25 protein-coding genes and 1 pseudogene are annotated in these 22,768 nt (G+C 65.2%); 2 read left to right on the top strand and 24 right to left on the bottom strand.

Annotated features, from left to right (window positions below; translation table 11 throughout):
• Positions 1–4: 4 nt before the first annotated feature.
• The 23 genes from nuoK to MSP7336_RS22675 all read right to left on the bottom strand — a co-directional run bounded on the left by nuoK (position 5) and on the right by MSP7336_RS22675 (position 20,518).
• A complete protein-coding gene (nuoK, locus tag MSP7336_RS22785) occupies positions 5–304 on the bottom strand; it encodes an NADH-quinone oxidoreductase subunit NuoK (RefSeq protein WP_069396516.1) in 300 nt (99 codons plus the stop codon).
• On the bottom strand, positions 301–1,053 hold the full coding sequence (locus MSP7336_RS22780; protein WP_113964679.1) for an NADH-quinone oxidoreductase subunit J: 753 nt from the start codon (positions 1,051–1,053) through the stop codon (positions 301–303). The genes nuoK and MSP7336_RS22780 overlap by 4 nt, the downstream gene beginning before the upstream one ends.
• Positions 1,050–1,577, bottom strand: coding sequence for an NADH-quinone oxidoreductase subunit NuoI (gene nuoI / locus MSP7336_RS22775; RefSeq protein WP_084226483.1), 528 nt, complete (start codon positions 1,575–1,577; stop codon positions 1,050–1,052). The genes MSP7336_RS22780 and nuoI overlap by 4 nt, the downstream gene beginning before the upstream one ends.
• Positions 1,567–2,814, bottom strand: a complete 1,248-nt coding sequence (gene nuoH, locus MSP7336_RS22770; RefSeq protein WP_113965214.1) for an NADH-quinone oxidoreductase subunit NuoH — start codon at positions 2,812–2,814, stop codon at positions 1,567–1,569. Before nuoH ends, nuoI begins: the two co-directional genes overlap by 11 nt.
• A 2-nt stretch (positions 2,815–2,816) precedes the next feature.
• Positions 2,817–5,210 (bottom strand): NADH-quinone oxidoreductase subunit G, encoded by a 2,394-nt coding sequence (locus MSP7336_RS22765; protein ID WP_113964677.1) that lies wholly within the window; start codon positions 5,208–5,210, stop codon positions 2,817–2,819.
• Positions 5,207–6,544 carry an NADH-quinone oxidoreductase subunit NuoF gene (gene nuoF / locus MSP7336_RS22760; protein ID WP_069396512.1) on the bottom strand — a complete coding sequence of 446 codons (1,338 nt, stop codon included), beginning with the start codon at positions 6,542–6,544 and terminating at the stop codon, positions 5,207–5,209. Before nuoF ends, MSP7336_RS22765 begins: the two co-directional genes overlap by 4 nt.
• Complete coding sequence (gene nuoE, locus MSP7336_RS22755) at positions 6,544–7,308, bottom strand: NADH-quinone oxidoreductase subunit NuoE (protein ID WP_113964676.1); 765 nt, start codon at positions 7,306–7,308, stop codon at positions 6,544–6,546. The genes nuoF and nuoE overlap by 1 nt, the downstream gene beginning before the upstream one ends.
• Positions 7,305–8,606, bottom strand: a complete 1,302-nt coding sequence (nuoD, locus tag MSP7336_RS22750; protein ID WP_069396510.1) for an NADH dehydrogenase (quinone) subunit D — start codon at positions 8,604–8,606, stop codon at positions 7,305–7,307. The genes nuoE and nuoD overlap by 4 nt, the downstream gene beginning before the upstream one ends.
• Entirely contained in the window at positions 8,606–9,298 is a 693-nt protein-coding gene (locus MSP7336_RS22745) for an NADH-quinone oxidoreductase subunit C (protein ID WP_069396509.1), read from the bottom strand. Before MSP7336_RS22745 ends, nuoD begins: the two co-directional genes overlap by 1 nt.
• Positions 9,295–9,849: a NuoB/complex I 20 kDa subunit family protein gene (locus tag MSP7336_RS22740; RefSeq protein WP_069396508.1), complete on the bottom strand. Its 555-nt coding sequence runs from the start codon at positions 9,847–9,849 to the stop codon at positions 9,295–9,297. Before MSP7336_RS22740 ends, MSP7336_RS22745 begins: the two co-directional genes overlap by 4 nt.
• An 8-nt stretch (positions 9,850–9,857) precedes the next feature.
• A complete protein-coding gene (locus tag MSP7336_RS22735; RefSeq protein ID WP_069396507.1) occupies positions 9,858–10,235 on the bottom strand; it encodes an NADH-quinone oxidoreductase subunit A in 378 nt (125 codons plus the stop codon).
• A gap of 183 nt (positions 10,236–10,418) precedes the next feature.
• Positions 10,419–10,820, bottom strand: coding sequence for an Rv3143 family two-component system response regulator (locus MSP7336_RS22730; RefSeq protein ID WP_069397952.1), 402 nt, complete (start codon positions 10,818–10,820; stop codon positions 10,419–10,421).
• Positions 10,821–10,842: 22 nt separating this feature from the next.
• Complete coding sequence (locus tag MSP7336_RS22725; protein WP_069397951.1) at positions 10,843–11,376, bottom strand: YceI family protein; 534 nt, start codon at positions 11,374–11,376, stop codon at positions 10,843–10,845.
• 18 nt (positions 11,377–11,394) lie between these two features.
• The gene (locus MSP7336_RS22720; RefSeq protein ID WP_069397950.1) at positions 11,395–11,802 is read right to left on the bottom strand and encodes a nuclear transport factor 2 family protein; all 408 of its coding nucleotides are present in this window, start codon (positions 11,800–11,802) and stop codon (positions 11,395–11,397) included.
• Positions 11,799–12,155, bottom strand: coding sequence for a DUF6285 domain-containing protein (locus MSP7336_RS22715; protein ID WP_113964675.1), 357 nt, complete (start codon positions 12,153–12,155; stop codon positions 11,799–11,801). The genes MSP7336_RS22720 and MSP7336_RS22715 overlap by 4 nt, the downstream gene beginning before the upstream one ends.
• Positions 12,152–13,138, bottom strand: coding sequence for a phosphotransferase family protein (locus MSP7336_RS22710; protein ID WP_113964674.1), 987 nt, complete (start codon positions 13,136–13,138; stop codon positions 12,152–12,154). Before MSP7336_RS22710 ends, MSP7336_RS22715 begins: the two co-directional genes overlap by 4 nt.
• Positions 13,135–14,373: an acyl-CoA dehydrogenase family protein gene (locus MSP7336_RS22705; RefSeq protein ID WP_069397947.1), complete on the bottom strand. Its 1,239-nt coding sequence runs from the start codon at positions 14,371–14,373 to the stop codon at positions 13,135–13,137. Before MSP7336_RS22705 ends, MSP7336_RS22710 begins: the two co-directional genes overlap by 4 nt.
• A 14-nt stretch (positions 14,374–14,387) precedes the next feature.
• Positions 14,388–14,999 carry a TetR/AcrR family transcriptional regulator gene (locus MSP7336_RS22700; protein ID WP_069397946.1) on the bottom strand — a complete coding sequence of 204 codons (612 nt, stop codon included), beginning with the start codon at positions 14,997–14,999 and terminating at the stop codon, positions 14,388–14,390.
• The gene (locus tag MSP7336_RS22695) at positions 14,999–15,895 is read right to left on the bottom strand and encodes a hydroxymethylglutaryl-CoA lyase (RefSeq protein WP_113964673.1); all 897 of its coding nucleotides are present in this window, start codon (positions 15,893–15,895) and stop codon (positions 14,999–15,001) included. The genes MSP7336_RS22700 and MSP7336_RS22695 overlap by 1 nt, the downstream gene beginning before the upstream one ends.
• Positions 15,892–17,097 carry a CaiB/BaiF CoA transferase family protein gene (locus MSP7336_RS22690; RefSeq protein WP_113964672.1) on the bottom strand — a complete coding sequence of 402 codons (1,206 nt, stop codon included), beginning with the start codon at positions 17,095–17,097 and terminating at the stop codon, positions 15,892–15,894. The genes MSP7336_RS22695 and MSP7336_RS22690 overlap by 4 nt, the downstream gene beginning before the upstream one ends.
• A complete protein-coding gene (locus MSP7336_RS22685; protein ID WP_181787024.1) occupies positions 17,094–18,269 on the bottom strand; it encodes an alpha/beta hydrolase in 1,176 nt (391 codons plus the stop codon). The genes MSP7336_RS22690 and MSP7336_RS22685 overlap by 4 nt, the downstream gene beginning before the upstream one ends.
• Before the next feature lie 15 nt (positions 18,270–18,284).
• Positions 18,285–19,376, bottom strand: a complete 1,092-nt coding sequence (locus tag MSP7336_RS22680) for a homogentisate 1,2-dioxygenase (protein WP_069397942.1) — start codon at positions 19,374–19,376, stop codon at positions 18,285–18,287.
• 143 nt (positions 19,377–19,519) lie between these two features.
• Positions 19,520–20,518 carry an acrylyl-CoA reductase family protein gene (locus tag MSP7336_RS22675; protein ID WP_113964671.1) on the bottom strand — a complete coding sequence of 333 codons (999 nt, stop codon included), beginning with the start codon at positions 20,516–20,518 and terminating at the stop codon, positions 19,520–19,522.
• Between the two features lie 80 nt (positions 20,519–20,598).
• On the opposite strand from MSP7336_RS22675, the gene MSP7336_RS22670 reads away from it, so the two are divergent.
• Positions 20,599–21,456, top strand: coding sequence for an oxidoreductase (locus tag MSP7336_RS22670; protein ID WP_113964670.1), 858 nt, complete (start codon positions 20,599–20,601; stop codon positions 21,454–21,456).
• 9 nt (positions 21,457–21,465) lie between these two features.
• A pseudogene (locus tag MSP7336_RS24370) lies at positions 21,466–21,552 on the top strand (pyridoxamine 5'-phosphate oxidase family protein); the annotation flags it as partial.
• Here the strand turns inward: MSP7336_RS24370 and MSP7336_RS22660 are convergent.
• On the bottom strand, positions 21,553–22,755 hold the full coding sequence (locus tag MSP7336_RS22660) for a cytochrome P450 (RefSeq protein ID WP_113964669.1): 1,203 nt from the start codon (positions 22,753–22,755) through the stop codon (positions 21,553–21,555). It abuts the pseudogene before it with no gap.
• Between the last annotated feature and the right edge of the window lie 13 nt (positions 22,756–22,768).

Raw genomic sequence — 22,768 nt, 5'->3', positions numbered from 1 at the left:
GGTTTCAGCCCTTGAGCAGGTTGGCTTCGTCGACCGAGGCCGACTTGCGGGCGCGGAAAATCGTCATGATGATGGCCAGCCCGACAACTACCTCGCAGGCGGCGACCACCATGGTGAAAAATGCGACCATTTGCCCGTCGAGGCGTCCGTGCATCCGGGCGAAGGTCACGAAGGCCAAGTTGACCGCGTTGAGCATCAGTTCGACGCACATGAACATCACAATCGCATTGCGCCGCAACAGCACACCTGCCGCCCCGATGGTGAACAGCAGCGCCGAAAGATACAAGTAATTTTGAGGGTTCATGTATTTCCGTTCTCGGACCCGTTAGGGGTGCGCGGTTGCAGCACCGGCGGCACCGACAGTTTCGAGTACGAGCCGTCGGGCAGCCGCGCGGCCATGTCGACTGCGTTGTGGCGGGCGTAAACGCCCGGTTCAGGCAATGGCGTCGGGTATCCGCCGACGCGGAACCGCTCGATCGACAACTCGCGTTGGGACTTTCGCCGTGCGAACCGCTCGCGGTGGGCCAGCACCATGGCTCCGACCGCAGCCGTGATCAGCAGGGCGCTGGTCAATTCGAACGCCCACAGGTAGCGCGAGAAGATCAGCTTCGCCAAGCCTTCGACGTTGCCGTGGGAGTTGGCGTGGGTCAGCCCGGTGAAGCCGCCCGCGGCGAAACTGCCGATGCCCGCGATCAGCAAGACACCGAACCCGGCCCCGGCGATGACGGCGGCGACCCGCTGTCCGCGAATCGTTTCCACCAGTGACTCTGCGGAATCCACGCCGATGAGCATCAACACGAACAAGAACAGCATCATCACCGCGCCGGTGTACACCACAACCTGCACCACACCGAGGAACAGCGCGTCTTGTGCCATGTAGAACACCGCCAAGATGATCATCGTCATCGCCAAGAACATCGCGGAATACACCGCGTTGGCGGCCATCACGACTCCCAGCGCGCCGATCAGGGCCAGCGCACCCAACACCCAGAACGCCACGGCCTCGCCGGTGGACGTCCGGGTCAGCATGTCCGCAGCAAGCAGGGTGGTCATTGGCCCGCCTTGGCGGTCGGTTTCACGTTGCCGCGGTAGTAATCCGCGTCGGTGCAACCCGGCGCGCGTGGATGCGGCGGGGGCTCCATGCCGGGCTCCAGCGGGGCCAGCAGCCGGTCTTTCTCGTAGATCAGGTCGGCGCGGTTGTCGTCGGCCAGCTCGTACACATTGGTCATCGTCAACGCCCGCGTGGGGCACGCTTCGACGCACAGGCCGCACCCGATGCAGCGCAGATAGTTGATCTGGTACACCCGCCCGTAGCGTTCACCGGGCGAATACCGTTCCTCTTCGGTGTTGTCCGCGCCCTCGACGTAGATGGCGTCTGCCGGGCAGGCCCAGGCGCACAGCTCGCAACCGATGCACTTCTCCAGACCGTCCGGGTACCGGTTCAGCTGATGGCGACCGTGGTACCGCGGCGCCACCGGGCCGGGCTTCTCGGGATACTCCTCGGTGATGGGCCGTTTGAACATCGTGCCGAAGGTCACTCCGAACCCGGCGATGGATTCCAGGAACTTAGGTGCCACGTGCGCCCTCCTTGATCGGTACCTCGCCCGGCAGCGGAGGCGTGGGGAATCGCGGTTCAGCGCTGATTATTTCCTCCAGCGGCTTACGCTGTTTGCGTTCGATCTCGCGAGTTTCCAGCCCGGACAACGGCCTTCGCATGTACAGCAGCAGGCCCAGGGCGACCAGGGCGCTGGCGATCGCCAGCACCCCGGTCCAGTGCTCCAGTCCGTTGTTGCGCAGCGTGCGGATGACCGCGGCGATCATCACCCACACCAGAGACACGGGTATCAGGGTCTTCCAGCCCAGGGCCATGAACTGGTCGTAACGCAGCCGCGGCAGCGTGGCGCGCAGCCAGAAGTAGATGAACAGGAAGGTCCACACCTTGGCGGTGAACCACAACAGCGGCCACCAGCCGCTGTTGGCGCCGCTCCACATGTTCAGCGGCCACGGCGCATGCCAACCGCCGAAGAACAGCGTCGCGGCCAACGCCGACACGGTCGTCATGTTGATGTACTCGGCGAGGTAGAACATCGCGAACTTCAGCGACGAGTACTCGGTGTGGAAACCGGCGACCAGTTCGCCCTCGGCCTCCGGCAAATCGAATGGGGCCCGGTTGGTTTCGCCCACCATCGAGACCAGGTAGACGATAAACGACGGCAGCAGCAAAAACGCGAACCAGACCCGGTCCTGGGCGTCCACGATCTTCGATGTCGACATCGTTCCGGCGTAGAGGAAGACCGTCGCGAACGACAGACCCATCGCCACCTCGTAGGAGATGACCTGGGCGGTGGAGCGTACTCCGCCGAGCAGCGGGTAGGTCGAGCCCGAGGACCAACCGGCCAGCACGATGCCGTAGACGCCGATTGACGACAACGCGAGGATGAAAAGTACGGCGACCGGCAGATCGGTCACTTGCAGCTGGGTTCGATGACCGAACACGCTCACCTGCGGGCCGAACGGGATGAACGCGAAAGCGGTGATCGCCGGAATGGTCGATATCGCCGGCGCCATCAGATACACCGGGCGGTCGATGCCCTTGGGCAGTATGCCCTCTTTGAGGGCCAGCTTGATCCCGTCGGCCAGGCTCTGCAGGTATCCCCGCGGACCCACCCGGTTGGGGCCCCAGCGCATTTGCATGCGACCCAACAACTTACGTTCGGCCAAGATCGCTACCAGAACCGTGAGCACCAGAAACACGAAGACCGCGATGCACTTGCCCACGATCAGCCACCAGGTGTCTTGCCCGAAGCCGGTCAGAGTCATTTGCTCACCCCGATGGAGACGACCGCTCCGACGTTGACGCCGAGCTGTTGGTGCACCGCCGAGCCAGCGGAGTTCAGCGGCAACCACACCACCCGGTCGGGCATGTCGGTCACAGCCAGCGGCAAGGTGATCGCACCGCGCGATGTGCTGACGGTGACGGCATCGCCGTCGGCGGCACCGATTTCCGAAGCCGTATCGGCGGACAAGCGCACCACCGGTTTCCGCGCGGTACCGGCCAGATGCGGTTCGCCGTCTTGCATGCGGCCCGCGTCGAGCAGCATCCGCCAGCCGGCCAAAACTGCCTCACCGGAGCCCGGTTGCGCAGGCTCGCCGGCCGCCACGTTCGGCCCGGGGCCCCGGTCACCGTTCCAAATCCCGAGCTGGCTCAGCTCGTCGCGGGCGGCCTCGACAGTGGGCAGGCCGAGGTCGATGCCCATCTCGTCGGCCAGCGTGTCGAGCACCCGCAGATCCGGTGTGGCGGCTGCCTGCAACGCGGCTTCGAAGGGGCGATAGCGGCCCTCCCAGTTGACGTAGCAACCCGACTTCTCCGCTGCCGGAGCGATCGGAAACACGACGTCCGCGCGCTGGGTGACCGCACTGTGTCGCAGTTCGAGGCTGACGACGAATTCGACGGCATCCAGCGCGGCCAGTGCCGCGTCCGGGTCGGCGAGATCGCCCGGCTCAACACCGCCGACCAGCAGCGCGCCAAGGGTCCCGTCAGCGGCCGCGGCCAGAATGCCGTCGGTGTCACGCCCAGTGCCGCTGGGCAATTCGGTGACATTCCATGCCGCGCACATCTCGGCGCGCGCACCCTCGTCGGACACCGGACGGCCACCGGGAAGCAGCGCGCCCAGCGCACCGGCCTCCAGCGCACCGCGCTCCCCGGCGCGACGCGGCACCCAGGCCAGCGAGGCGCCCGTGGCGTCGGCCAGCCGGGTCGCCGCGGACAGCCCACCGGGGACGGTGGCCAGTCGCTCGCCGACCATGATCACCGCGCCGGGTTTGCGCAGCAGGTCACTAACCTCGGCACTCAACCCGTCCAGCGCCGCGGCCTCGCCGCCGGGCGCTGTCTTCAGCAGTCGGCCCGACATCCGCTGCAGCCCGCGGCTGGCGAACGGCGCGACCGCATAGACCGGCAGCCGGTGCTTACGGGCGGCCTTGCGCAGCCGCAGGAACACGATCGGCGACTCTTCTTCGGGCTCGAAGCCGACGAGCAGCACGACCGGCGCCGACTCCAGATCGGAGTAGCTGACGCTTACCGGTCGCCCGGCGACCCGGGCCGCCAAAAACTGCGTCTCCTCTTCGGAGTGCGGCCGGGCGCGGAAGTCGATGTCGTTGGTGTCCAACGCGATTCGCGCGAACTTGGCATAGGCGTAGGCGTCTTCCCAGGTCATCCGGCCACCGACCAGAACACCGGTGCGGCCGCGGGCGGCCGCCAACCCGTCGATCGCGGCGTTCAACGCCTGGGGCCAAGAGGCGGTCACCAGCTCGCCATCGGCATTGCGGATCAGCGGAGTGGTGATCCGGTCGGCCTCGGTGGCGTAGGTGAACGCCCACCGGCCCTTGTCGCAGTTCCACTCCTCGTTGACTTCCGGGTCATCGCCGGCCAGCCGGCGCAGCACCTTGCCGCGGCGGTGATCGGTGCGCTGCGCGCACCCGGAGGCACAGTGCTCACACACGCTGGGGCTGGACACCAGGTCATACGGACGGGCACGGAACCGGTAGGCGGTACCGGTCAACGCACCCACCGGGCAGATCTGCACGGTGTTGCCCGAGAAGTAGGACTGGAAGGGCTCGCCGCCGTAAATGCCGATCTGCTGCTGCGCGCCGCGCTCGAGCACGTCGATGAACTTGTCGCCGGCGATCTGCTCGGAGAACCGGGTGCAGCGCACGCACGAGATGCACCGCTCCCGATCCAGCAGCACCTGCGACGAGATGTTGATCGGCTTAGCGAAATGCCGTTTGCTTTCGTGAAAGCGGCTCTCCGGCCGGCCGTTCGACATGGCCTGGTTCTGCAGCGGGCATTCGCCGCCCTTGTCGCACATCGGGCAGTCCAGTGGATGGTTGATCAACAACAGTTCCATCACCAGGTGCTGCGCCTTGTCGGCGACCTCCGACGTCAACTGGGTGCGAACCACCATGCCGTCGGTGGCCGCCACCGTGCACGACGTCATCGGCTTGCGCTGACCCTCGATCTCGACAATGCATTGCCGGCACGCGCCCACCGGGTCAAGCAACGGGTGCTCGCAGAACCGCGGAATCTCGATGCCGATCAACTCGGCCGCGCGAATCACCAAGGTGCCCTTGGGAACAATGACCTCGTTGCCGTCGATGGTCAACGTCACCATCTCCTGGCCGGCGACGCTCTTGTCGGTCTCGGCTTGGGTCATGAGCGCTGCTCTCCGTTCGCCGTGAGCATGGACTTGCGGGGATCGAACGGACAGCCGCCGCCCTCCACGTGGGCGACGTACTCGTCGTGGAAGTACCGAAGCGACGACTGCACCGGCATGGCCGCACCGTCGCCCAACGCGCAGAACGACTTTCCGTACAGCACGTCCGCGATGTCGAGCAAGGTGTCCAGGTCCTCGTGGGTGCCCCGGCCGGTTTCCAGTCGCTCGTAGATCGGGACCAGCCAGTAGGTGCCCTCCCGGCAGGGCGTGCATTTACCGCACGACTCGTGCCGGTAGAACTCCGACCAGCGCCGTACCGCGCGCACCACGCACGTCGTCTCGTCGAAGATCTCCAGCGCCTTGGTGCCCAGCATCGAGCCGGCCTCGGCCACACCCTCGTAGTCCAGCGGAATGTCGAGGTGCTCCTCGGTGAGGATCGGCGTCGACGACCCGCCCGGGGTCCAGAACTTCAGCCGATGCCCCTTTCGCACCCCGCCGGCGTAATCGAGCAACTCGCGCAATGTGATTCCCAGCGGTGCCTCGTACTGGCCGGGCCGGGTCACGTGCCCGGACAGCGAGTACAGCGTGAAACCGGGCGACTTCTCGCTGCCCATGGTCCGAAACCAATCGACGCCGTTGAGGATGATCGGCGGCACACTGGCGATGGTTTCGACGTTGTTGATCACGGTCGGGCAGGCATACAACCCGGACACCGCAGGGAACGGCGGACGCAGCCGGGGCTGACCGCGGCGGCCCTCCAGCGAATCCAGCAGCGCCGTCTCCTCACCACAGATGTAGGCGCCGGCGCCGGCGTGCACCACTAACTCCAGGTCGTAGCCGGAGCCGGCGATATCGCGGCCCAACAAGCCGGCCGCGTACGCCTCGGCGACGGCGTTGTGCAGTCGGCGGATCACCGGCAGCACCTCACCCCGCACGTAAATAAAGGCGTGGCTGGCCCGGATCGCATATGCGGCGATGATGATGCCTTCGATGAGGATGTGCGGGGTGGCCAACAGCAGCGGCATGTCCTTGCACGTGCCCGGCTCGGATTCGTCGGCGTTGACGACCAGGTAATGCGGCTTGGCGGCCGGACCCTCGTCACCCTGGGGGATAAACGACCATTTCGTTCCGGTCGAGAAACCCGCGCCGCCGCGCCCGCGCAGGCCGGAATCCTTGACGGTCTGCAACACCGCGTCGGGCCCCATCTCGAAAGCCTTCTGCAGCGCGCGATAACCGTCGTAGCGGCGGTAGGTGTCCAACGTCCACGACTCAGGCTCGTCCCAATAGCGGCTCAGCACCGGAGTCAGCGGTGTCAGCGGTGTAACAGACGCCATCACTCGCCGTCCCCGGAGTTGTCGTTCGGCGGGGCCTGCATGTCGCGTTCCCGCGCGACCCGCAAACCGGCCAGTGTTGCGGCGCCCGCACCCCCCTGACCGGTGTCGGGACGCTGATCGGGGAAGCCGGCCAGAATCCGTTCGGTCTGCCGGAATACGCACAATTCAGCGCCGCGGGTCGGCTTCGGCGGCTGGCCGGATCGCAAGCCGTCGACGAGTTTCTTTGCCGATTCGGGAGTTTGGTTGTCGAAGAACTCCCAGTTGACCATCACGACGGGCGCGTAATCGCAGGCGGCATTGCATTCGACGTGCTGCAGGGTGACCGTGCCGTCCTCGGTGGTCTGGTCGTTGTCGATGCCCAAATGTTCTTTCAGCGACTCGAAGATGGCGTCCCCGCCCATCACCGCGCACAGCGTGTTGGTGCACACGCCGACCAGGTAATCGCCGGTCGGTCCACGCCGATACATGCTGTAGAAGCTCGCCACCGCCGCTACCTCGGCGCCGGTCAATCCCAGCTGCTCGCTGCAGAATTCAAGACCGGCCGGGGTCAGATAACTGTCTTCGGACTGCACCAGGTGCAGCAACGGCAGCAGCGCCGAGCGCTTGTTGGGGTAGCGGCCGATGATCTCCTTGGCGTCGACTTCCAGCCGCGCCTTGACCTCTGGCGGATACGACTGCGGTGCTCCCTCGACGACGAACTGCCCGGGTTCTTCGGGCGGCGGGCCGAGACGCAGGAATATCGGTTCGCCCTGTGGTCCGGTCACCGGTCCACCCCACCCATGACGGGATCGATGCTGGCGACGGCGGCGATCACGTCGGCAACCATCCCGCCCTCGCACATCGCGGCGACGGCTTGCAGATTGGTGAACGACGGGTCGCGGTAATGCACGCGATACGGGCGGGTGCCCCCATCGCTGACCATATGCACGCCCAGCTCGCCGCGTGGGGATTCGATGGCGACGTACACCTGGCCGGCGGGAACGCGGATGCCTTCGGTGACCAGTTTGAAGTGGTGGATCAGCGCTTCCATCGAGGTGCCCATGATCTTGGCGATGTGTTCCGGGGAGTTCCCCAACCCGTCGGGGCCGACTTTCAAATCGGCTGGCCAGGCGATCTTGCGGTCCTCGACCATGATCGGGCCTGGCTTCAACTTGTCCAGACACTGCTCGACGATCTTCAGCGACTCCCTCATCTCCTTGACGCGAATCATGTAGCGGCCGTATGCATCACAGCCGTCATCAGTGATCACGTCGAATTCATAGTTCTCATAGCCGCAATAGGGTTCGGCGCGTCGCAGGTCGTACGGCAACCCGGTCGAGCGCAGACACGGTCCGGTGACGCCGAGCGCCATGCAGCCGGCAAGGTCGAGATAGCCGATGCCCTGGGTGCGGGCCTTCCAGATGTAGTTCTCGTTGAGCAGGTTCTCCAGGTCGTTGAGCCGAGTGCTCATCAGCTTGAGGAACTCGGCGATCTTGGTTTCTGTGTCGGGCGGCAGGTCTTGGGCGAGTCCGCCGGGCCGGATGTACGCGTGATTCATCCGCAAGCCGGTGATGTACTCGAACAGGTTGAGCACCAGTTCGCGTTCCCGGAAGCCCAAGAACATCGCTGTCATCGCGCCCAGTTCCATGCCGCCGGTGGCCAATGCAACCAGGTGCGACGAGATCCGGTTGAGCTCCATCATCATCACCCGGATGACATTGACCCGCTCCGGAATCTGATCGGTGATATCCAGCAGCTTCTCCACACCCAGGCAGAATGCGGTCTCGTTGAAAAACGGTGACAGGTAGTCCATTCGGGTCACGAAGGTGACACCCTGGGCCCAGTACCGGTATTCGAGGTTTTTCTCGATTCCGGTGTGCAGGTAGCCGATTCCGCACCGAGCATCTGTGACGGTCTCGCCCTCGATCTCCAGGATCAGCCGCAGCACGCCGTGCGTGGAGGGGTGTTGCGGGCCCATGTTGACGACGATCCGCTCACCGGGATCTCCGTTGCGGACTGCCTCGACGACCTCTTCCCAGTCTTGGCCGCCGGCCATCAATACCGTTTCGTCTGCTTGGCTCATCAGTTGTAGGCCCTCCGCTCGTCGGGCGGGGGAATCTGCGCGCCCTTGTACTCGACCGGGATGCCACCGAGCGGGTAATCCTTGCGTTGCGGATGACCGTGCCAGTCGTCGGGCATCTCGATCCGGGTCAGCGAGGGGTGGCCGTCGAAGATGATGCCGAAAAAGTCGTAGGTTTCCCGCTCGTGCCAGTCATTGGTGGGGTAGATGGAAAACAGCGACGGGATGTGCGGGTCACTATCTGGCGCAGCGACTTCCAAGCGAACGCGCCGGTTGTGGGTGATCGACTTGAGCGGATACACGGCATGCAGTTCGCGGCCGGTCTCGTTGGGGTAGTGCACCCCGTTGACCCCCAGGCACAGTTCGAAGCGAAGCTCCGGCTCGTCACGGAGCCGCTGGGCGACTTCGAGCAGCCGCTCGCGACGCACATGCAGCGTCAGCTCGTTGCGGTAGACCACAACTTTCTCGATTGCGTCGGCGAATTCGATGCCGTCCGCTTCCAGCTTCTCGGCCAGTAAATCGACGACCTCGTCGAAATAGCCGCCGTAGGGGCGGGGACTACTGCCGGGCAGCGTGATCTGACGCACCAGCCGCCCGTATCCCGACGTGTCGCCGGTGTCGGAAATCCCGAACATGCCCTTTCGGACGGCGATCACTTCTTCGGTCATGTGCTCATTCTGGTCGGCTGAGCTCATCGCAACAGCCCACGCATTTCAATTGTGGGCCTGGCCGCCAGCGCTGCCTGTTCGGCCTCGGCGATGGCGCGTTCCCGGTTGACACCCAATGGCATTTCTTGAATTTTCTCGTGCAGCTTGAGGATTGCGTACAGCAGCATCTCCGGGCGGGGCGGGCAGCCGGGTAGATAAATGTCCACCGGAACGACGTGGTCTACGCCCTGCACGATCGCGTAGTTATTGAACATGCCGCCCGACGAGGCGCATACGCCCATCGACAGAACCCACTTGGGCTCTGCCATTTGGTCGTAGATCTGGCGCAGCACGGGCGCCATCTTCTGGCTGACGCGGCCGGCCACGATCATCAGATCGGCTTGGCGCGGCGTCGCCGAGAACCTCTCCATCCCAAAGCGTGCGATGTCGAAGCGGGGGGACGCCGTCGACATCATCTCGATGGCACAGCAGGCTAATCCGAACGTCGCCGGCCACAACGAGTTCTTGCGGAAGTACCCCGCCAATGTTTCGACGGTGGTCAGCAGGAAACCGCTGGGCAGTTTCTCTTCCAGGCCCACGTCTTACCTCAATCCCACGTCAGGCCGCCGCGGCGCCACACGTACGCGTAGGCGACGAACACCGTGAGCATGAACACGAGCATCTCGACGAGCGCGAACACCCCCAGCGCGTCGTAAGTCACCGCCCACGGATACAGGAACACGATTTCGATGTCGAAGACGATGAACAGCATCGCGGTCAGGTAATACTTCACCGGGAACCGCTGTCCGCTGCCGGCGTGGGGGGCATTCGCGGGCTGGTCGGCGGGTTCGATCCCGCATTCGTACGCCTGCAGCTTTGCCCGGTTGTACCGCGCCGGACCGATGACAACCGCCACGAAGACCGAAAACACCGCGAAAGCGGTGGCGATCCCGCCGAGTACCAGGATCGGGGTGTAGAGATTCATCCCGCGGCGCTGCTCCCTCGGTGTTGTCTTCGTTGACTGGTTGTGAGGTCAAACACAGCCTAGCGAGCGCGCGCGAGGCCTCGCTCAGGGGTTGGGCTGTGAGGTCGAACACAGGCCGGCGACGCGGTATGTCTGCGGCGGGCGCACCGCGAAACCCGCACGGCGCTACCGTAATTGCGATCGTTAGGCGGCAGGTGCGCGCAGTACACCGGCCACCGTGCGGCTCAGCCGAATGGGATCGACCGGATGCGGGACGGACGCCTCGGCCCGCGACCAGCTGGCCAGCCAGGCGTCGTCGGCGCGGCCAGTGAGCACCACGATCGGCGGGCACTGGGCGACTTCGTCCTTGAGTTGTTTGGCGAGGCCGATCCCGCCCTCCGGCGTCGCCTCTCCGTCCAGGATGGCCAGGTCGATCCCGCCCGCGTCCACCCGCTGGACCACCATCGGTCCGGTGGCGACTTCGACGTAGCTCAACGGCGGCAGGTCGGGATGCAGCTGGGTGCCCAATGCCTGCATCACCGCTGCGCGGGTATTTGCGTTGTTGCTGTACACAAGGATCCGCAGGGTGTCATTGGTGGCAGGCACGCTGCCGATGCTACTGCCTGCGTTATTCGGCCCGGACGAAGACGGCGTCGGCCGCCGCGGTCGCCTTCTGGGCGATCATGCCCACCCGGTTCCAGTTCAGGTTGAACGTGGACCGGTCGACCTGGATCTTGGCGCTGACGCGGACCGAGCCGTCGCCGAGCCCGGTGATCTGGACCGGCAGCGGCAGCGGCTCGGTGATTCCCTTGACGGTGAATGTCGCGCGCAGGTCGGCGCCGTTGCCGCTGGTCGGCTCGACGGCGGTGACGACGACGCTGATGTCGGGGAACCGCTCGACGTCGAAGAAATCCGCCGAGCGCAGGTGCTCGTCGCGTTTGCTGATGCCGGTCCGCAGGGAGGCGGCCTTGATGTCGATGCGTCCGAAGACCGCGCCCTTGCCGGTGACCTGCGCATCACCGCTGACCTCGGTGAACTCGCCTTTGACGGCGAGCAAGCCCCAGAAGTTGCGGATCTTGAAGGTGAAGCTCGACCGTTCGGGCACGAGGTTCCACACTCCGGCGGTGTCTGGGTCGCTCAGCAGTGTTTCAACAGTGGTCACGTGCGTCTCCGTGTCCGGCTAGCTCATCAGCGGGGCGATCTCGGCGGGATCGAAATATTCGTCGATACGGCTGATCAGGGCCTGGTTCGAGGCACCGACATCCAACTTAATCACGATGCACACCCGCAGGGCGATTGAGGCTTGGCTGTGGCCGGTGGCGTGCAGGACGTGCTGCTGGACGAACCCGCCGCCGAACACCTGGCGGTCCAGGATCTCGTAGCGGCGCTCGGTGGTGACGCCGATGAACCAGTGCAGCACCCGCAACGCCCGTTGTTTGTCGTCGTCGCGGCGGGAGCCCGACCGCCACACCGCGATGTCGTCGCTGAAGAGCTGATCGAGCGTGGACTCGTCGCTTTGCTCGATTGCTGCGAACAGCCGGTCGGCCAGTTCGTTGATGACCCTCGGGCTGACGTCGGTGGCTGTCATGGGGCAGTGTCCTCGTCGTTGTGCTGGTATCCGGGGTGTGCGACCGCCAGCCGCTGGCCTACCAGCTTGCGCAGACAGGTCATGAGGTGCTTGGCGCGGTCGTCGAGCTGTCCGGCGCGGATTGCGGCAGCCAGCTCGGCTTCGGTGTCATAGCCCAGGTCGGCCAGCGCGGCGCGTGCCGCGCTGGGGCCGGTGTCGAGCAGTTCCCGCTCGACCATGCGCAGCGCGTTGGCGGCCACCCGGGCGTGAAAATTGACCTGACCGCTGGTGGCTTCCCGGACATCGGTTTCCAGGAATTCGGCGGCGGCCGCGACCAACTCCGCGGCCGTCGGGCGTCCGTAGATGCCGGTCATCGATGGCCGTCCAGCAGGGTGAGCAAGTCCCATTCCGTTTCACACACCCGCCGGCCGATCGTCGCCAGCTCCACCGACCTGGCGTTACCGCTCAGATGCCGCTCCGCCTGGAATCGGCAGATCACACCCCAGCGCAGCGTGGCCAGCACCAGCCACCAGTGGAACGCCACTCGGTCGACCGTAGTCTGCGCGGCTTGCTCATAGGCATTCAGGAAGCTGTCGATGCTGCCGAGCCCGCCGGCGGCGCGGCTGGGCGGTGCGCCGAAGCGCCAAGCCCGGATACAGAACCAGGCCAGGTCCTCGTAAACCTCGCCCACGTGCACCAGTTCCCAGTCGAGCACGGCTGCCAACTCCGATCCATCGACGATGAGGTTGCCCATCCGGTAATCGCCGTGGACCAACTTGTTTGCCGACGGCGCGGGCCGATGCGCGGCCAGCCAGCGAAACGCCCACTCGAAGGTGGCGGTGGTGTCACCCATGGCGTCCAGCCGCTCGCGCCACAGCACGAGTTGGTCCTGCGGCTGCAGGTCGTCGTCGTGCACATCCGCGCGATGGATGGCGGCCAGCGCCTGCGCGCATTGCTGCAGCAGGCGCTCGCGCGGCGCGGTCCCGCCCGCTTTTTCCAGCGTTCGCTCGATACGCCGGACGATGGTCTCGCCCTTGACCTCGTCGCAGATCAGAAATGGATTGCCAAGCGCGGCAGTAGAATTGGACGCAACAAGGATATGGGGGACGGGCGCCCCGGCCGCCGCGGCGGCGGCCTGCACGCGCGCCTCGAGCTCCATCGGCGCATGCACGTCGTCGGGCGGGCCGATGCGCAAAATCAGTGACCGGCTCTGTTGGGGGGTGATGGCGTCGAACGCCCACGTGCTGCGACTGGCCCCGCCGGTCAGCGCCCGCAGATTCTCGATCGTGACCTCGGCGCCGACAGCGCTGCCAACGACCTCGGCCAGCGCCGCCGGCGACACATGGGCGTGTGTCATTTCTTGCCGAAGTTGAACAGCCGCTGGGCCACTCGGCGGATCTGGATTTCCTCGGCGCCTTCGGTGATGCGGTAACGGCGGTGGTGGCGGTAGATGTGCTCGAACTGCTCGTGCCGGGTATAGCCCAGACCGCCGTAGATCTGCATGGCCCGGTCGGCGGCGTCGCAGACCAGTCGGTTGGCGCGATAGTTGGCCATCGACACCTTGTCGGACACCTCCATGTGGTGGTTGCGGTCCAAGTGCCACGCCGCGTACTGCACCAGAAGCCGCACCATCTGCGCTTCGGTCTGCAGCTCGGCCAGCGGCCATTGCACGGCCTGGTTGACCGACAGCGGCTTGCCGAACACCGTGCGTTTGCCGGCGTATTCCGCGGCCCGGTCGATGCAGTACTGGGCCGCGCCCAGGCTGCTGGCCGCTTGACGAATCCGGTTCTCGTGCAAGAACGTTTGCGCAACCTCCAAGCCGCGATCTACCTCACCGAGCACCGCATCGGCGGGCACACGGACGTCTTTGAGTTCGACCTCGCCGTGATCGGTGGGCATGTTGAACGTCCACCAGTAGTACGGAACGTTGAAGCCCGGCGAATCGGTGGGCACCAGGAACGCGGTGATGCCCAGCGGTTGGCCCGGCTCGCCGGATGTGCGGGCGAAGACCAAGTCGTGGGTGGCGCGGTGGACTCCGGTGTTGAACCGCTTGGAGCCGTTGATCACCCACTCGTCGCCGTCTTGTTTTGCGTGGGTTTCCAGCCAGGTTGCGTCCGAGCCGTGCAACGGCTCGGTAAGACCGAAGGCCATCGAGCGTTCGCCGGTGATCAGCGCCTCCGACCACTCCCGGCGTTGCTCGTCGGTGCCGAAGCGCTCCATCATGATCACCTGCGGGAAATTGCCGACAATCGACGATTCGTTCTGCAGGTCGTTGTGTAATCCCAGGCCCTTGCGTGCCAAATGTTCCCGAATGACGGCCATGTCAAGGTTGGTGCCGTCACGGCCGCCCAGCGAGGAGGGCAACCCGTACCTCAGCCAGCCGGCTTTGTCGGCCCGCCGGCGCATTTCGGCAAGTAGGTCCTCCCACTCGCGGGTGGGGATGCCGTCATTGTCCCAGTCGGTGCGGGCATGTTCGCGGCGATGGTCGAAGTACTGCATGTTCTCGGCTTGCAGCGGGGCGATCTCGGCCTCGATGAAGGCATCCATCTCGGCAAGCAGCCGCGGAAGATGGTCGGGCAGCGTGAAATCCACTTCTGATCCTCTCCTCAAGCGCCGTAGAGCGTCTTCTTCCAGATTGTCGACAGGGTGGCGATGGCATCCTCGTCGCTCATTTCCAGACCCAGTCCCGACGGGCCCACGAATACCGTAGTGAAGTTCTCGAAGAGCAATGAGATCGCCGCCGCGGTGTGCATCGGATCAAGGTCGTGCGAATATCCCTGCTCCTGGGCGCGGCGCACCGACGCAGCAACGATCTCCATGCCGAAGCGCCGAAACTCGTTCTGCACAGCGGCAAATCGTTGCTGGGTAGCGGCCAGCTGCGCCACCGCGATCATGATGCCGATGTTCTGCTTGAACATATTCCAGTAGCCGGTCACCACCGACGTGAAGAACGCGGAGTCGTCGGGTGAGTCGGGCAACGAGACACTCAATCCCGAAGGCGCGACCACATCGTGCAAGAACGATTCCGCCAGCGCGGCCAGGAGGTCTTCTTTGTCAGTGAAATACCGGTAGAACACCGCCGAGGACTTTCCGGCGGCAGAGGTGATGTCCGCCAGGGTGGTGCCGTGGAAGCCGCGCTCGGCGAAAAGCTTGCGGGCCGCCTGCTCGATGGCCTGGCGGGTCTGGCGGCCCTTGGCGCTCAAAGCCTCGGTGGGCATCAAACGCGTTTCCGGTCGCCGGCACGAAGCAACGCGCCGGGAAGGTCATGGCCGACCGCGCTTCGCGCAACCTCGGCGGCGGCGATCGCCTTTTGCAGGTCCACGTCGACGGTGATCCCGCTGTCGGTGAGCAGATACACCAGATCCTCGGTGGCGATGTTGCCGGTGGCGCCGGGGGCGAACGGGCATCCGCCGAGCCCGCCGACCGATGAGTCCAGCCTGCTCACCCCGGCACCGACCGCGGCGTACGCGCTGGCCAACCCGGCGCCGCGGGTGTTGTGAAAATGTCCACCCAGCGCAAGGCCGTCGATCGCCGGACGCAACTCCGCGATCAGCGACGAGACCCGACCGGGGGTGGTGGTGCCGATGGTGTCTGCGATCGACAATCGGTCGACGCCGTATTCCCGTGCTGCGGACACGATCTCGACGACACGTTGCGGGGGAGTAGGCCCCTCGAACGGGCAATCCCACGCGGTGGCGATGATGACCTCGACGACGACGCCGCCGTCGTGGGCGATGGCGACGATCTCACCGATCTGCGCGGTGGCCTGCGTGCTGGACCGCCCGACGTTGGCGTGGCTGAACGCGTCCGATGGCGACACCACGTACTCGATGGCCCGCAGGCCGGCGGCGACGGCCCGTTTCGCCCCGTTGGGGCTGGCTACCAGTGCGGAGAATTCGACATCGGGGAACCGGTGGAGTTCGGCGGCCAACTCGGCGGCGTCGGCCATCGACGGCACCTTGGACGGGGAGACGAACGCGGTGGCCTCGACCTCGCGCACTCCGGTGGCAACGATCGCCTCGAGCAGATCCAGCTTGGCAGACAACGGGATTGGCTGCTCGATCTGCAGCCCGTCGCGCATGGCGACCTCACGGATGGTCACGTGTCGGGTCATAGCGCCCCCTTGACTCGCAGCTGTTGAAGCTCCTCAGCGGTTTTGCCGAGCAGTCCGGTGTAGACCTCGGCGTTGTGCTGTCCGGGGCGTGCCGGGCCGGCGTTGCGGATGACACCGGGGGATTCGGAGAGCACCGGCACGATGCCCGGGCCCAAGACGACCCTTTCGAGTCGTTCGTCCCAGTGCTCGGCGATCATGCCGCGGGCCCGCAATTGCGGATCGGCGACGACCTCGGCCACGGTGTTGATCGGCCCTGCGATAACGCCTGCAGCAGAAAGGGTTTCGATGATGTCGTCGGGTTGGCGTTGTGCCGCCCAGTCGCCGATGATCTTGTCGAGCTCGTCCTGGTTGTGGCCCCGGGCGCCGTGGGTGGCGAACCGGTCGTCGCTGACCAACTCCGGTCGGCCCATCGCCTGGCATAGCCGGGCGAACACGCTGTCCTGATTGGCCGCGATCACCACCCAGGTGCCGTCGGCGCTGCGGTAGATGTTCGACGGTGCAATGCCTTCCAGCCGGGTGCCCGACGGTCCCCGGATGATCCCACCGACGTCGTAGTCGGGAATTGTGGATTCCTGGATGGCCAAACAGGATTCGGTCAACGCCACGTCGACCACCTGCCCTTCGCCAGTGACGCTTCGGCGGTAGAGGGCGGCCAGTGCGCCCTGTGCGCCGAACATGCCGGCCAGGCTGTCACCCAGCGACAGCGCCAGCCTCGGCGGCGGGCCGCCCGGAAAGCCGTTGAGATGACGCAGGCCGCTGGCCGCTTCGGCCACCGAGGCGTATCCGGCTTTGTGGGCATCCGGCCCGGTCTGTCCATACCCGGACACCCGGACCAGGATGATGCCGCGATTGCGTTCCCGCAAGACGTCGTAGCCCAGATTCCATTTCTCCAGGGTGCCGGGCCGGAAGTTCTCCACCACGATGTCGGACTTGTCGACGAGCTCGAGGAACAGCTCGCGACCCTCCGGCCGGCGCAGATCCAGCGTGACGACCTTCTTGTTGCGCGCGTGCACCGTCCAGAAGACGTGCTGCCCGTCGACTTCGGCCTGACCCCAGGTGCGCAGCGGGTCGGGGCTGCCGGGTGGTTCGATCTTGATGACCTCGGCGCCCATGTCGCCGAGCAACCGGCCGGCGAACGGCCCGGCGATCAGGGTTCCCAGCTCCAAAACCCGGATTCCGTCGAGGGCGCCTGTCGGGGTCACTCGGCCTCCGCGAAGTCGTGCCGGACCAGCCAGTCGGTGACGATATCGACGGCCTGGCGTAATTTGTCACGCTGGTCAGGGCCAGCGTAATAGTGTGTGGCGCCGGGGATCTCGTACATCTCCTTGTCCGGATGACCGATCGCCTCGAACAGCCGGCGGGTGTGGCTCGGCGTGCAGGCGTCGTCGGCCAGGTTGCCGATCACCAACGCAGGCACGGCGATGTCGCGTCCACATTTCACACCGTCGCCGTTGGCGTCGTCGTAGCTCCATTGCGACAGCCAGCTACGCAAGGTGCAAAACCGCGCCAGCCCGACCGGGCCCATGTTCACCACCTGCGGATCACCCAGATAACACGTGCCCGGGGTTCGTTCGTTCGGGTCGACCGTCGGGTCCAGCCAGCGTGGGTCGGCCATGGTGCCGTGCACGACGAAAGCGAATTCATCGTTCGGGCGGCCGGCCTCCTTCAGCTCAGCGAGTTTGTCCTTCACCCACGCGGTGATACGCCGGTTGCGGTCGATCTGCGCTTGCCGGTAGCGAGCCAGGAATTCCTCGGTGTAGGGCGGCTGATTGGGATTGTCCGGGTTGTAGAGGTCCAGCTCCGGATCGCGCTTGGTCGGGTCGGATTCGTCCAGGATCGACGCATCCAGCCATTCGGTCAGCGTGCCGTGCCGGCTGATGTGGGCGGCCAGCAGCATGATGCCGTCGGCGGCGGGCAGATCCAGCTGGGTCAGGTCGGGGCCGTCGCCCGACGGGCTCGACCTGACGGTCGCGTGCTGGGCCTGCTGCTGATAGAACAGCGACAGCGAGCCGCCGCCGCTCCAGCCGGCCAGCACCACCTTGCGGTAACCCAGCCGCTCCTTGGCGTCCCTGACCGCCGCACCGAGGTCCTCGACCACCTTCTCCATCAGCAGTGCCGAGTCGGTGCCACGAAATCGGCTGTTGCAGTAAATGACATGGTGGCCGGCGCGGGCCAGTCCGTTCATCATCGGTAAGTAAGCTCCGCCGCCGATGGGATGCATGAACACCAGCACCGTGTCGGACGGCTTGTTCTTCGGCTTGAGCAGGTGACTCTCGAGTACCACCAGCTCGGCGAGGCCGCCGTAGACATCGCGTACCCCGGAATTATTCTGGAACGCAACCAGATACGGGATCCGGTCGTACTCGTGCTTGATGGCTGTGGTCGTCATCTAGTGTTGTCCTAGGTCGTGCGCCAGCACTTCTGCTGACGGGGTGAGGCGGCGGCGGGTGTCGACGGCGATCACCTGCCAGTCCACATTCGAGAACTCGTCGAACTTGCGGCGTGCGCGTTCGCGGGCTTTTTCCGGTGCGCCGTGGTGAACCCCTTGCGGCGCATGGGTAATCAGCCCTGGCGGCATCGGGATGCCATAGAGCGATCCGCCGTGGAAGAAGGCGATCTCGTCGTAGTCGACGTTGCGGTGATACCACGGCGTGCGCTCGGTGCCCGGCACGCCTTCGGCCGGCCTGGGCAGAAAGTTCATCACGTACACGCCCGTAGCCTGCATGAACAGATGCACGGTGGGCGGCAGATGCACGCTATTGGAAGTGACCACGTTGTAGTCGTCGATGTTGAACGTGAACGCAAAGTTGTCACCGCGCCAGCCTTCCACATCGAGCGGATTGTGTTGATAGAACAGCGTTGTCGGGCCGCCTTCATGCACCAGCCGCACCTCGTACTCGTCGCGGCCGTCATCGTCAACCGGCGCAGGTTCGGGGATGGTGGCCTGCGACGGGTCGAACGGAAAGTGCCGGCCCAGCGCGCCGGGCGGTGGAACCCGGAACTCATCGGTGGCCTCGATCATCAACAACGTGGTCTCGCTGTCCGGCAGCTGGCGCCAGGTGGTGGCCTTCGGCAGATACACCCAGTCGCCCTGGCGATAACGCAGCGGCCCGAACTCGGTGTGCAATTCACCGGCGCCGGCATGCACGAAGCACAGCAGATCCCCGTCGACGTGCCGGATGTAAAACGGCATCGCCTCGCTGCGGCGCGACAGCGAGATACGGCAGTCGGGATTGGAGAACATCAGCAGCGGCCCGCCGTCGGCATCGGTGGCATCGCTGGGTTTGAGCTCGCTACTCAGAACATCGAGGGGGCGCAGGGGTCCGACAGCGCGATAAGCGGTGGGGTCATGGCGGCGGTACATGTTGGCGGTTCGGCCGGTGAACCCGCCGCGGCCCAGCTCATCGTCCTTGAGGCCATCCAGATCGGCATGCAGGCGCCGTGGTGTCTTGCCTTTGCGCAGGTGAACGAAGGATTCCATGGGTAACTCCCGGTTGGCGCGCTAGAACTGAAAGTGACATTACTTTTTCTTTTGTGGCGGCACAAGGTCGTCGAGCGTGGGGCCTTTGGACGGTATTTGGCTCGTTCGCGTCCATAACCCACACACTCGACGAAGTTACGGCGTCAGAAGCCGCTGGCCACCCGCACCACTGCCCGGCCGGAGAACGCGCCGGCACGCACCTGGTCGATGACGTCGATCACGTCTTTGACGTCGACCTCGGTCGTCATCTCAGCCAGATGCCGTGGCCGCAGCGAATCATCAAGGCGAGCCCACAATTTTCGGCGCGGGCCGATCGGCATTTGTACGGAGTCCATCCCGAGCAACGCCACACCACGCAGGATGAACGGCATCACGGTGGTATGCAGGGCGGCGCCGCCGGTCAGTCCGCTGCAGGCCACCGCACCACCGTAGTCGACGGCGCTGAGCACGTCGGCCAGCGTCGCACCGCCCACACAGTCGATGCCCGCGGCCCAGCGCGCCTTGGTCAGCGGACGCGGCTTGGCGTCCGGATCCGCCGGCAGCCGCCCGATAACCTCCGCCGCACCAAAGCTTTTCAAGCGATCCGCAGCCTGCGGCTTACCACTGGAGGCCACCACCTGGTAACCGGCGCCGGCGAGTAGGTCCACGCTGACCGTGCCGACGCCGCCGCTGGCACCAGTCACGACGATCGGCCCGGCGTCGGTCGCCACACCCCAGTCGATGAGCGCCTGCACACTCATCGCCGCGGTGAAACCCGCGGTGCCGATCGCAGCTGCTTCGAACGGACTCAGCCCATCGAGCTTGACCACCTGATCGGCGGGCAGGCGGGCGTATTCGGCGTAGCCGCCGTGATGGCCCGTCCCGATTTGATAACCGTGGGCCACCACCGCATCGCCCACCGCGAATTCGCGTGACCCAGACTCGACGACCTCGCCGGCCAGATCAATCCCCGGTACCACCGGATAGTCGCGAACCACGCCGCCGCCGGGCGTCAGTGCCAGCGCATCTTTGAAGTTGACACTGGAATAGAGCACTCGAATGGTCACGTCACCCGGTGGCAGATCGGCGGCGCTCAGCGTTTCGACCGCGGTGGTGATCCGATCCCCGTCCTTGCGCGCCATCAGCGCGTGAAAGGTTTCCATGAACCCGACGCTAGCCCTCGGTCGATGCCAGCGAGAAGTGCACCGTGACCGAACGAGGACGACTTTGATATCCATAACGGATGGATTCGTTTCCGATTGGTCGCTTTTCGGTGCGTCGCGTTGGCTTCGGAGCGATGCAGCTGCCTGGCCCCGGGGTGTTAGGGCCGCCCCGGGACCGCGAACAGGCGTTGGCTGTATTGCGGCGCGCCGTCGAACTCGGCGTCGACCACATCGACACCGCGCAGTTCTACGGTCCGGATGTCGCCAACGAACTGATCCGCGAGGCGCTCTTTCCATATCCAGCGAATCTGGCACTGGTGAGCAAGGTAGGTGCTCGCCGCGATGACAGCGGGGGATGGTTGCCGCTGGAGGATCCCGCCGATTTGCGGCGCGACATCGAGGCGAACTTGCAGACCCTCGGCGTTGACCAGCTGGCCGCCGTCAACCTGCGCCTGATTGACAGTGACGAGCCGGATCAACGCTTCGACGATCAGCTTTCGGTGATGATCGAGGCCCGTGACGAGGGACTAATCGGCGGAATCGGCCTTAGTGAGATCAAACTTGCGCATCTACTACACGCCTTGGAGCGCACCGATATCGTGTGTGTCCAAAACGCCTTCAACCTCATCGATCGCTCTTCGGCCGCTGTCCTGGATGAGTGCACTGCCCGCGGGATCGCGTTCGTGCCGTTCTTCCCCTTGGGATCGGCTTTCGTACAACCGAATCCGGTGCTGGGCAACGATCTGGTGCAACGCATCGCCACGCAACTCCGCTATACCGCGCCCCAGATCGTCCTTGCATGGACATTGAGTGTGGCGCCTAACGTAGTGCTGATCCCGGGCACGTCCTCCGTCCAACACCTGGAGGAGAACCTGGCCGTCGCGGACATCGAGCTCGACGACGACACCCGCGCCAAGCTGACCGCAATCGCCGCTTAGGCTTCTACGATGCTGCGTCCGCTCGCGCCCGAGCCGTTCACGCCTCCCACCGACCACGATATGCTGCCATCGGAGCGGCGTGAATTCGCCCTGACCTCAGGGCAATACGATGCGCAATCGCTCCCAGCCGCGGACCGTCGAGGTCGGCGCCAGCTGCGCGGTCTCGTAATCGATGTCCCACTCGGGCCAGCGGTTGAGCAACTCGTCGAGCGCGACCCGGCCTTCCAGGCGCGCCAGGTTTGCGCCGAGGCAATAGTGCAAACCCTTGCCGAACGTCAGATGCGAGCCGTCGTTGCGGTGGATGTTGAACGTGTCCGGGTCGGTGAAGCGGCGAGGGTCGCGGTTGGCCGCGCCGAACAGCAGCAGCATCGCGCTTCCGGCCGGTATCGTGGTGCCGTAGCACTCGAAATCGGTTGCCATCCAACGTGCGACGTGCGGGCCGGTCGGCTCGAAGCGCAGCGTCTCGTCAACCGACCGATTCAGCAATGACCGATCGTGCAACACGTCGCGGCGCTGATCGGGGTGCTCGGCGAACACCTTGGCCAGCCAGCCGATGAGGCGACCGGTCGTCTCGTTGCCGGCGCCCGCCACCACCTGGGTGTAGCGCAACACTTCGTCACGCGTCAGCTTTCGCGTCACCCTGTTCTCGTCAGTGAATTCGACGTTGAGCAGCGCGGTCATCAGATCGTCGGACGGATTCTTGGCCCGCCAGTCGATGTAGTCGGCGTAGATGCGCCCGTCGGCGATCTTGTCAGGGTCGACGACCTTCATCGGCGCGCCGGCCTTGGTCCGCAGGTTTGCGTCGTTGGCGTCACGTACGCTGATTTGCTCGTCTTCCGGGATGCCCAGGAGCATGCCGATCACCCGCATCGGCATCATCGCGGCCAGCTCGGCGATGATGTCGAACCCGTCCGTGCCGACCAGCGGGTCAAGGCAGCGCTGACAGAATCGGCGGATCTGGTCTTCGATGGCGGCCATCCGCCGCGGCGTGAAGACCCGCGACATCAGGCCGCGCAGCATCGTGTGCACGGGCGGGTCTTGGAACATCATGACGCCGGGCGGCATGTCGAAATCGGACTGGATGAGTTCGAGGATGTCGCCTCGGCTGTTGGAAAAGGTCTCCCAGTTGGCAAGCGCCTTTTCGACGTCGGCGTAGCGGGAGAGTGCCCAGAAGTCGTAGCGCTCGTTGTAGTAGATCGGCGCTTCTTCACGCAGCCGCGCATAGACCGGGTAAGGGTCGGCGACGATGTCGACGTCGTAGGGGTCGTAGTAGACGTCCGTCTCGTTGGCGATCGTCATAACGCCTGCTCCC

It is taken from the genome of Mycobacterium shimoidei, assembly GCF_900417275.1.
Taxonomy (GTDB): domain Bacteria; phylum Actinomycetota; class Actinomycetes; order Mycobacteriales; family Mycobacteriaceae; genus Mycobacterium; species Mycobacterium shimoidei.
The sequence above is the reverse complement of the archived record's forward strand: the minus strand, read 5'-3'. Positions and strand labels throughout refer to the sequence as shown.

Bases quoted from the DNA above. Each gene is read 5' to 3' on its own strand.
- nuoD (WP_069396510.1), bottom strand. From the start codon at position 8,606: ATGAGCCAAGCAGACGAAACGGTATTGATGGCCGGCGGCCAAGACTGG.
- MSP7336_RS22710 (WP_113964674.1), bottom strand. From the start codon at position 13,138: ATGACACACGCCCATGTGTCGCCGGCGGCGCTGGCCGAGGTCGTTGGC.
- MSP7336_RS22780 (WP_113964679.1), bottom strand. From the start codon at position 1,053: ATGACCACCCTGCTTGCTGCGGACATGCTGACCCGGACGTCCACCGGC.
- MSP7336_RS22735 (WP_069396507.1), bottom strand. From the start codon at position 10,235: ATGAATCTCTACACCCCGATCCTGGTACTCGGCGGGATCGCCACCGCT.
- MSP7336_RS22715 (WP_113964675.1), bottom strand. From the start codon at position 12,155: ATGACCGGCATCTACGGACGCCCGACGGCCGCGGAGTTGGTCGCGGCC.
- MSP7336_RS22700 (WP_069397946.1), bottom strand. From the start codon at position 14,999: ATGCCCACCGAGGCTTTGAGCGCCAAGGGCCGCCAGACCCGCCAGGCC.
- MSP7336_RS22695 (WP_113964673.1), bottom strand. From the start codon at position 15,895: ATGACCCGACACGTGACCATCCGTGAGGTCGCCATGCGCGACGGGCTG.
- MSP7336_RS22660 (WP_113964669.1), bottom strand. From the start codon at position 22,755: ATGACGATCGCCAACGAGACGGACGTCTACTACGACCCCTACGACGTC.
- MSP7336_RS22745 (WP_069396509.1), bottom strand. From the start codon at position 9,298: ATGAGCTCAGCCGACCAGAATGAGCACATGACCGAAGAAGTGATCGCC.
- MSP7336_RS22720 (WP_069397950.1), bottom strand. From the start codon at position 11,802: ATGACAGCCACCGACGTCAGCCCGAGGGTCATCAACGAACTGGCCGAC.
- MSP7336_RS22765 (WP_113964677.1), bottom strand. From the start codon at position 5,210: ATGACCCAAGCCGAGACCGACAAGAGCGTCGCCGGCCAGGAGATGGTG.
- nuoK (WP_069396516.1), bottom strand. From the start codon at position 304: ATGAACCCTCAAAATTACTTGTATCTTTCGGCGCTGCTGTTCACCATC.
- MSP7336_RS22670 (WP_113964670.1), top strand. From the start codon at position 20,599: ATGGATTCGTTTCCGATTGGTCGCTTTTCGGTGCGTCGCGTTGGCTTC.
- MSP7336_RS22680 (WP_069397942.1), bottom strand. From the start codon at position 19,376: ATGGAATCCTTCGTTCACCTGCGCAAAGGCAAGACACCACGGCGCCTG.
- nuoF (WP_069396512.1), bottom strand. From the start codon at position 6,544: ATGGCGTCTGTTACACCGCTGACACCGCTGACTCCGGTGCTGAGCCGC.
- MSP7336_RS22675 (WP_113964671.1), bottom strand. From the start codon at position 20,518: ATGGAAACCTTTCACGCGCTGATGGCGCGCAAGGACGGGGATCGGATC.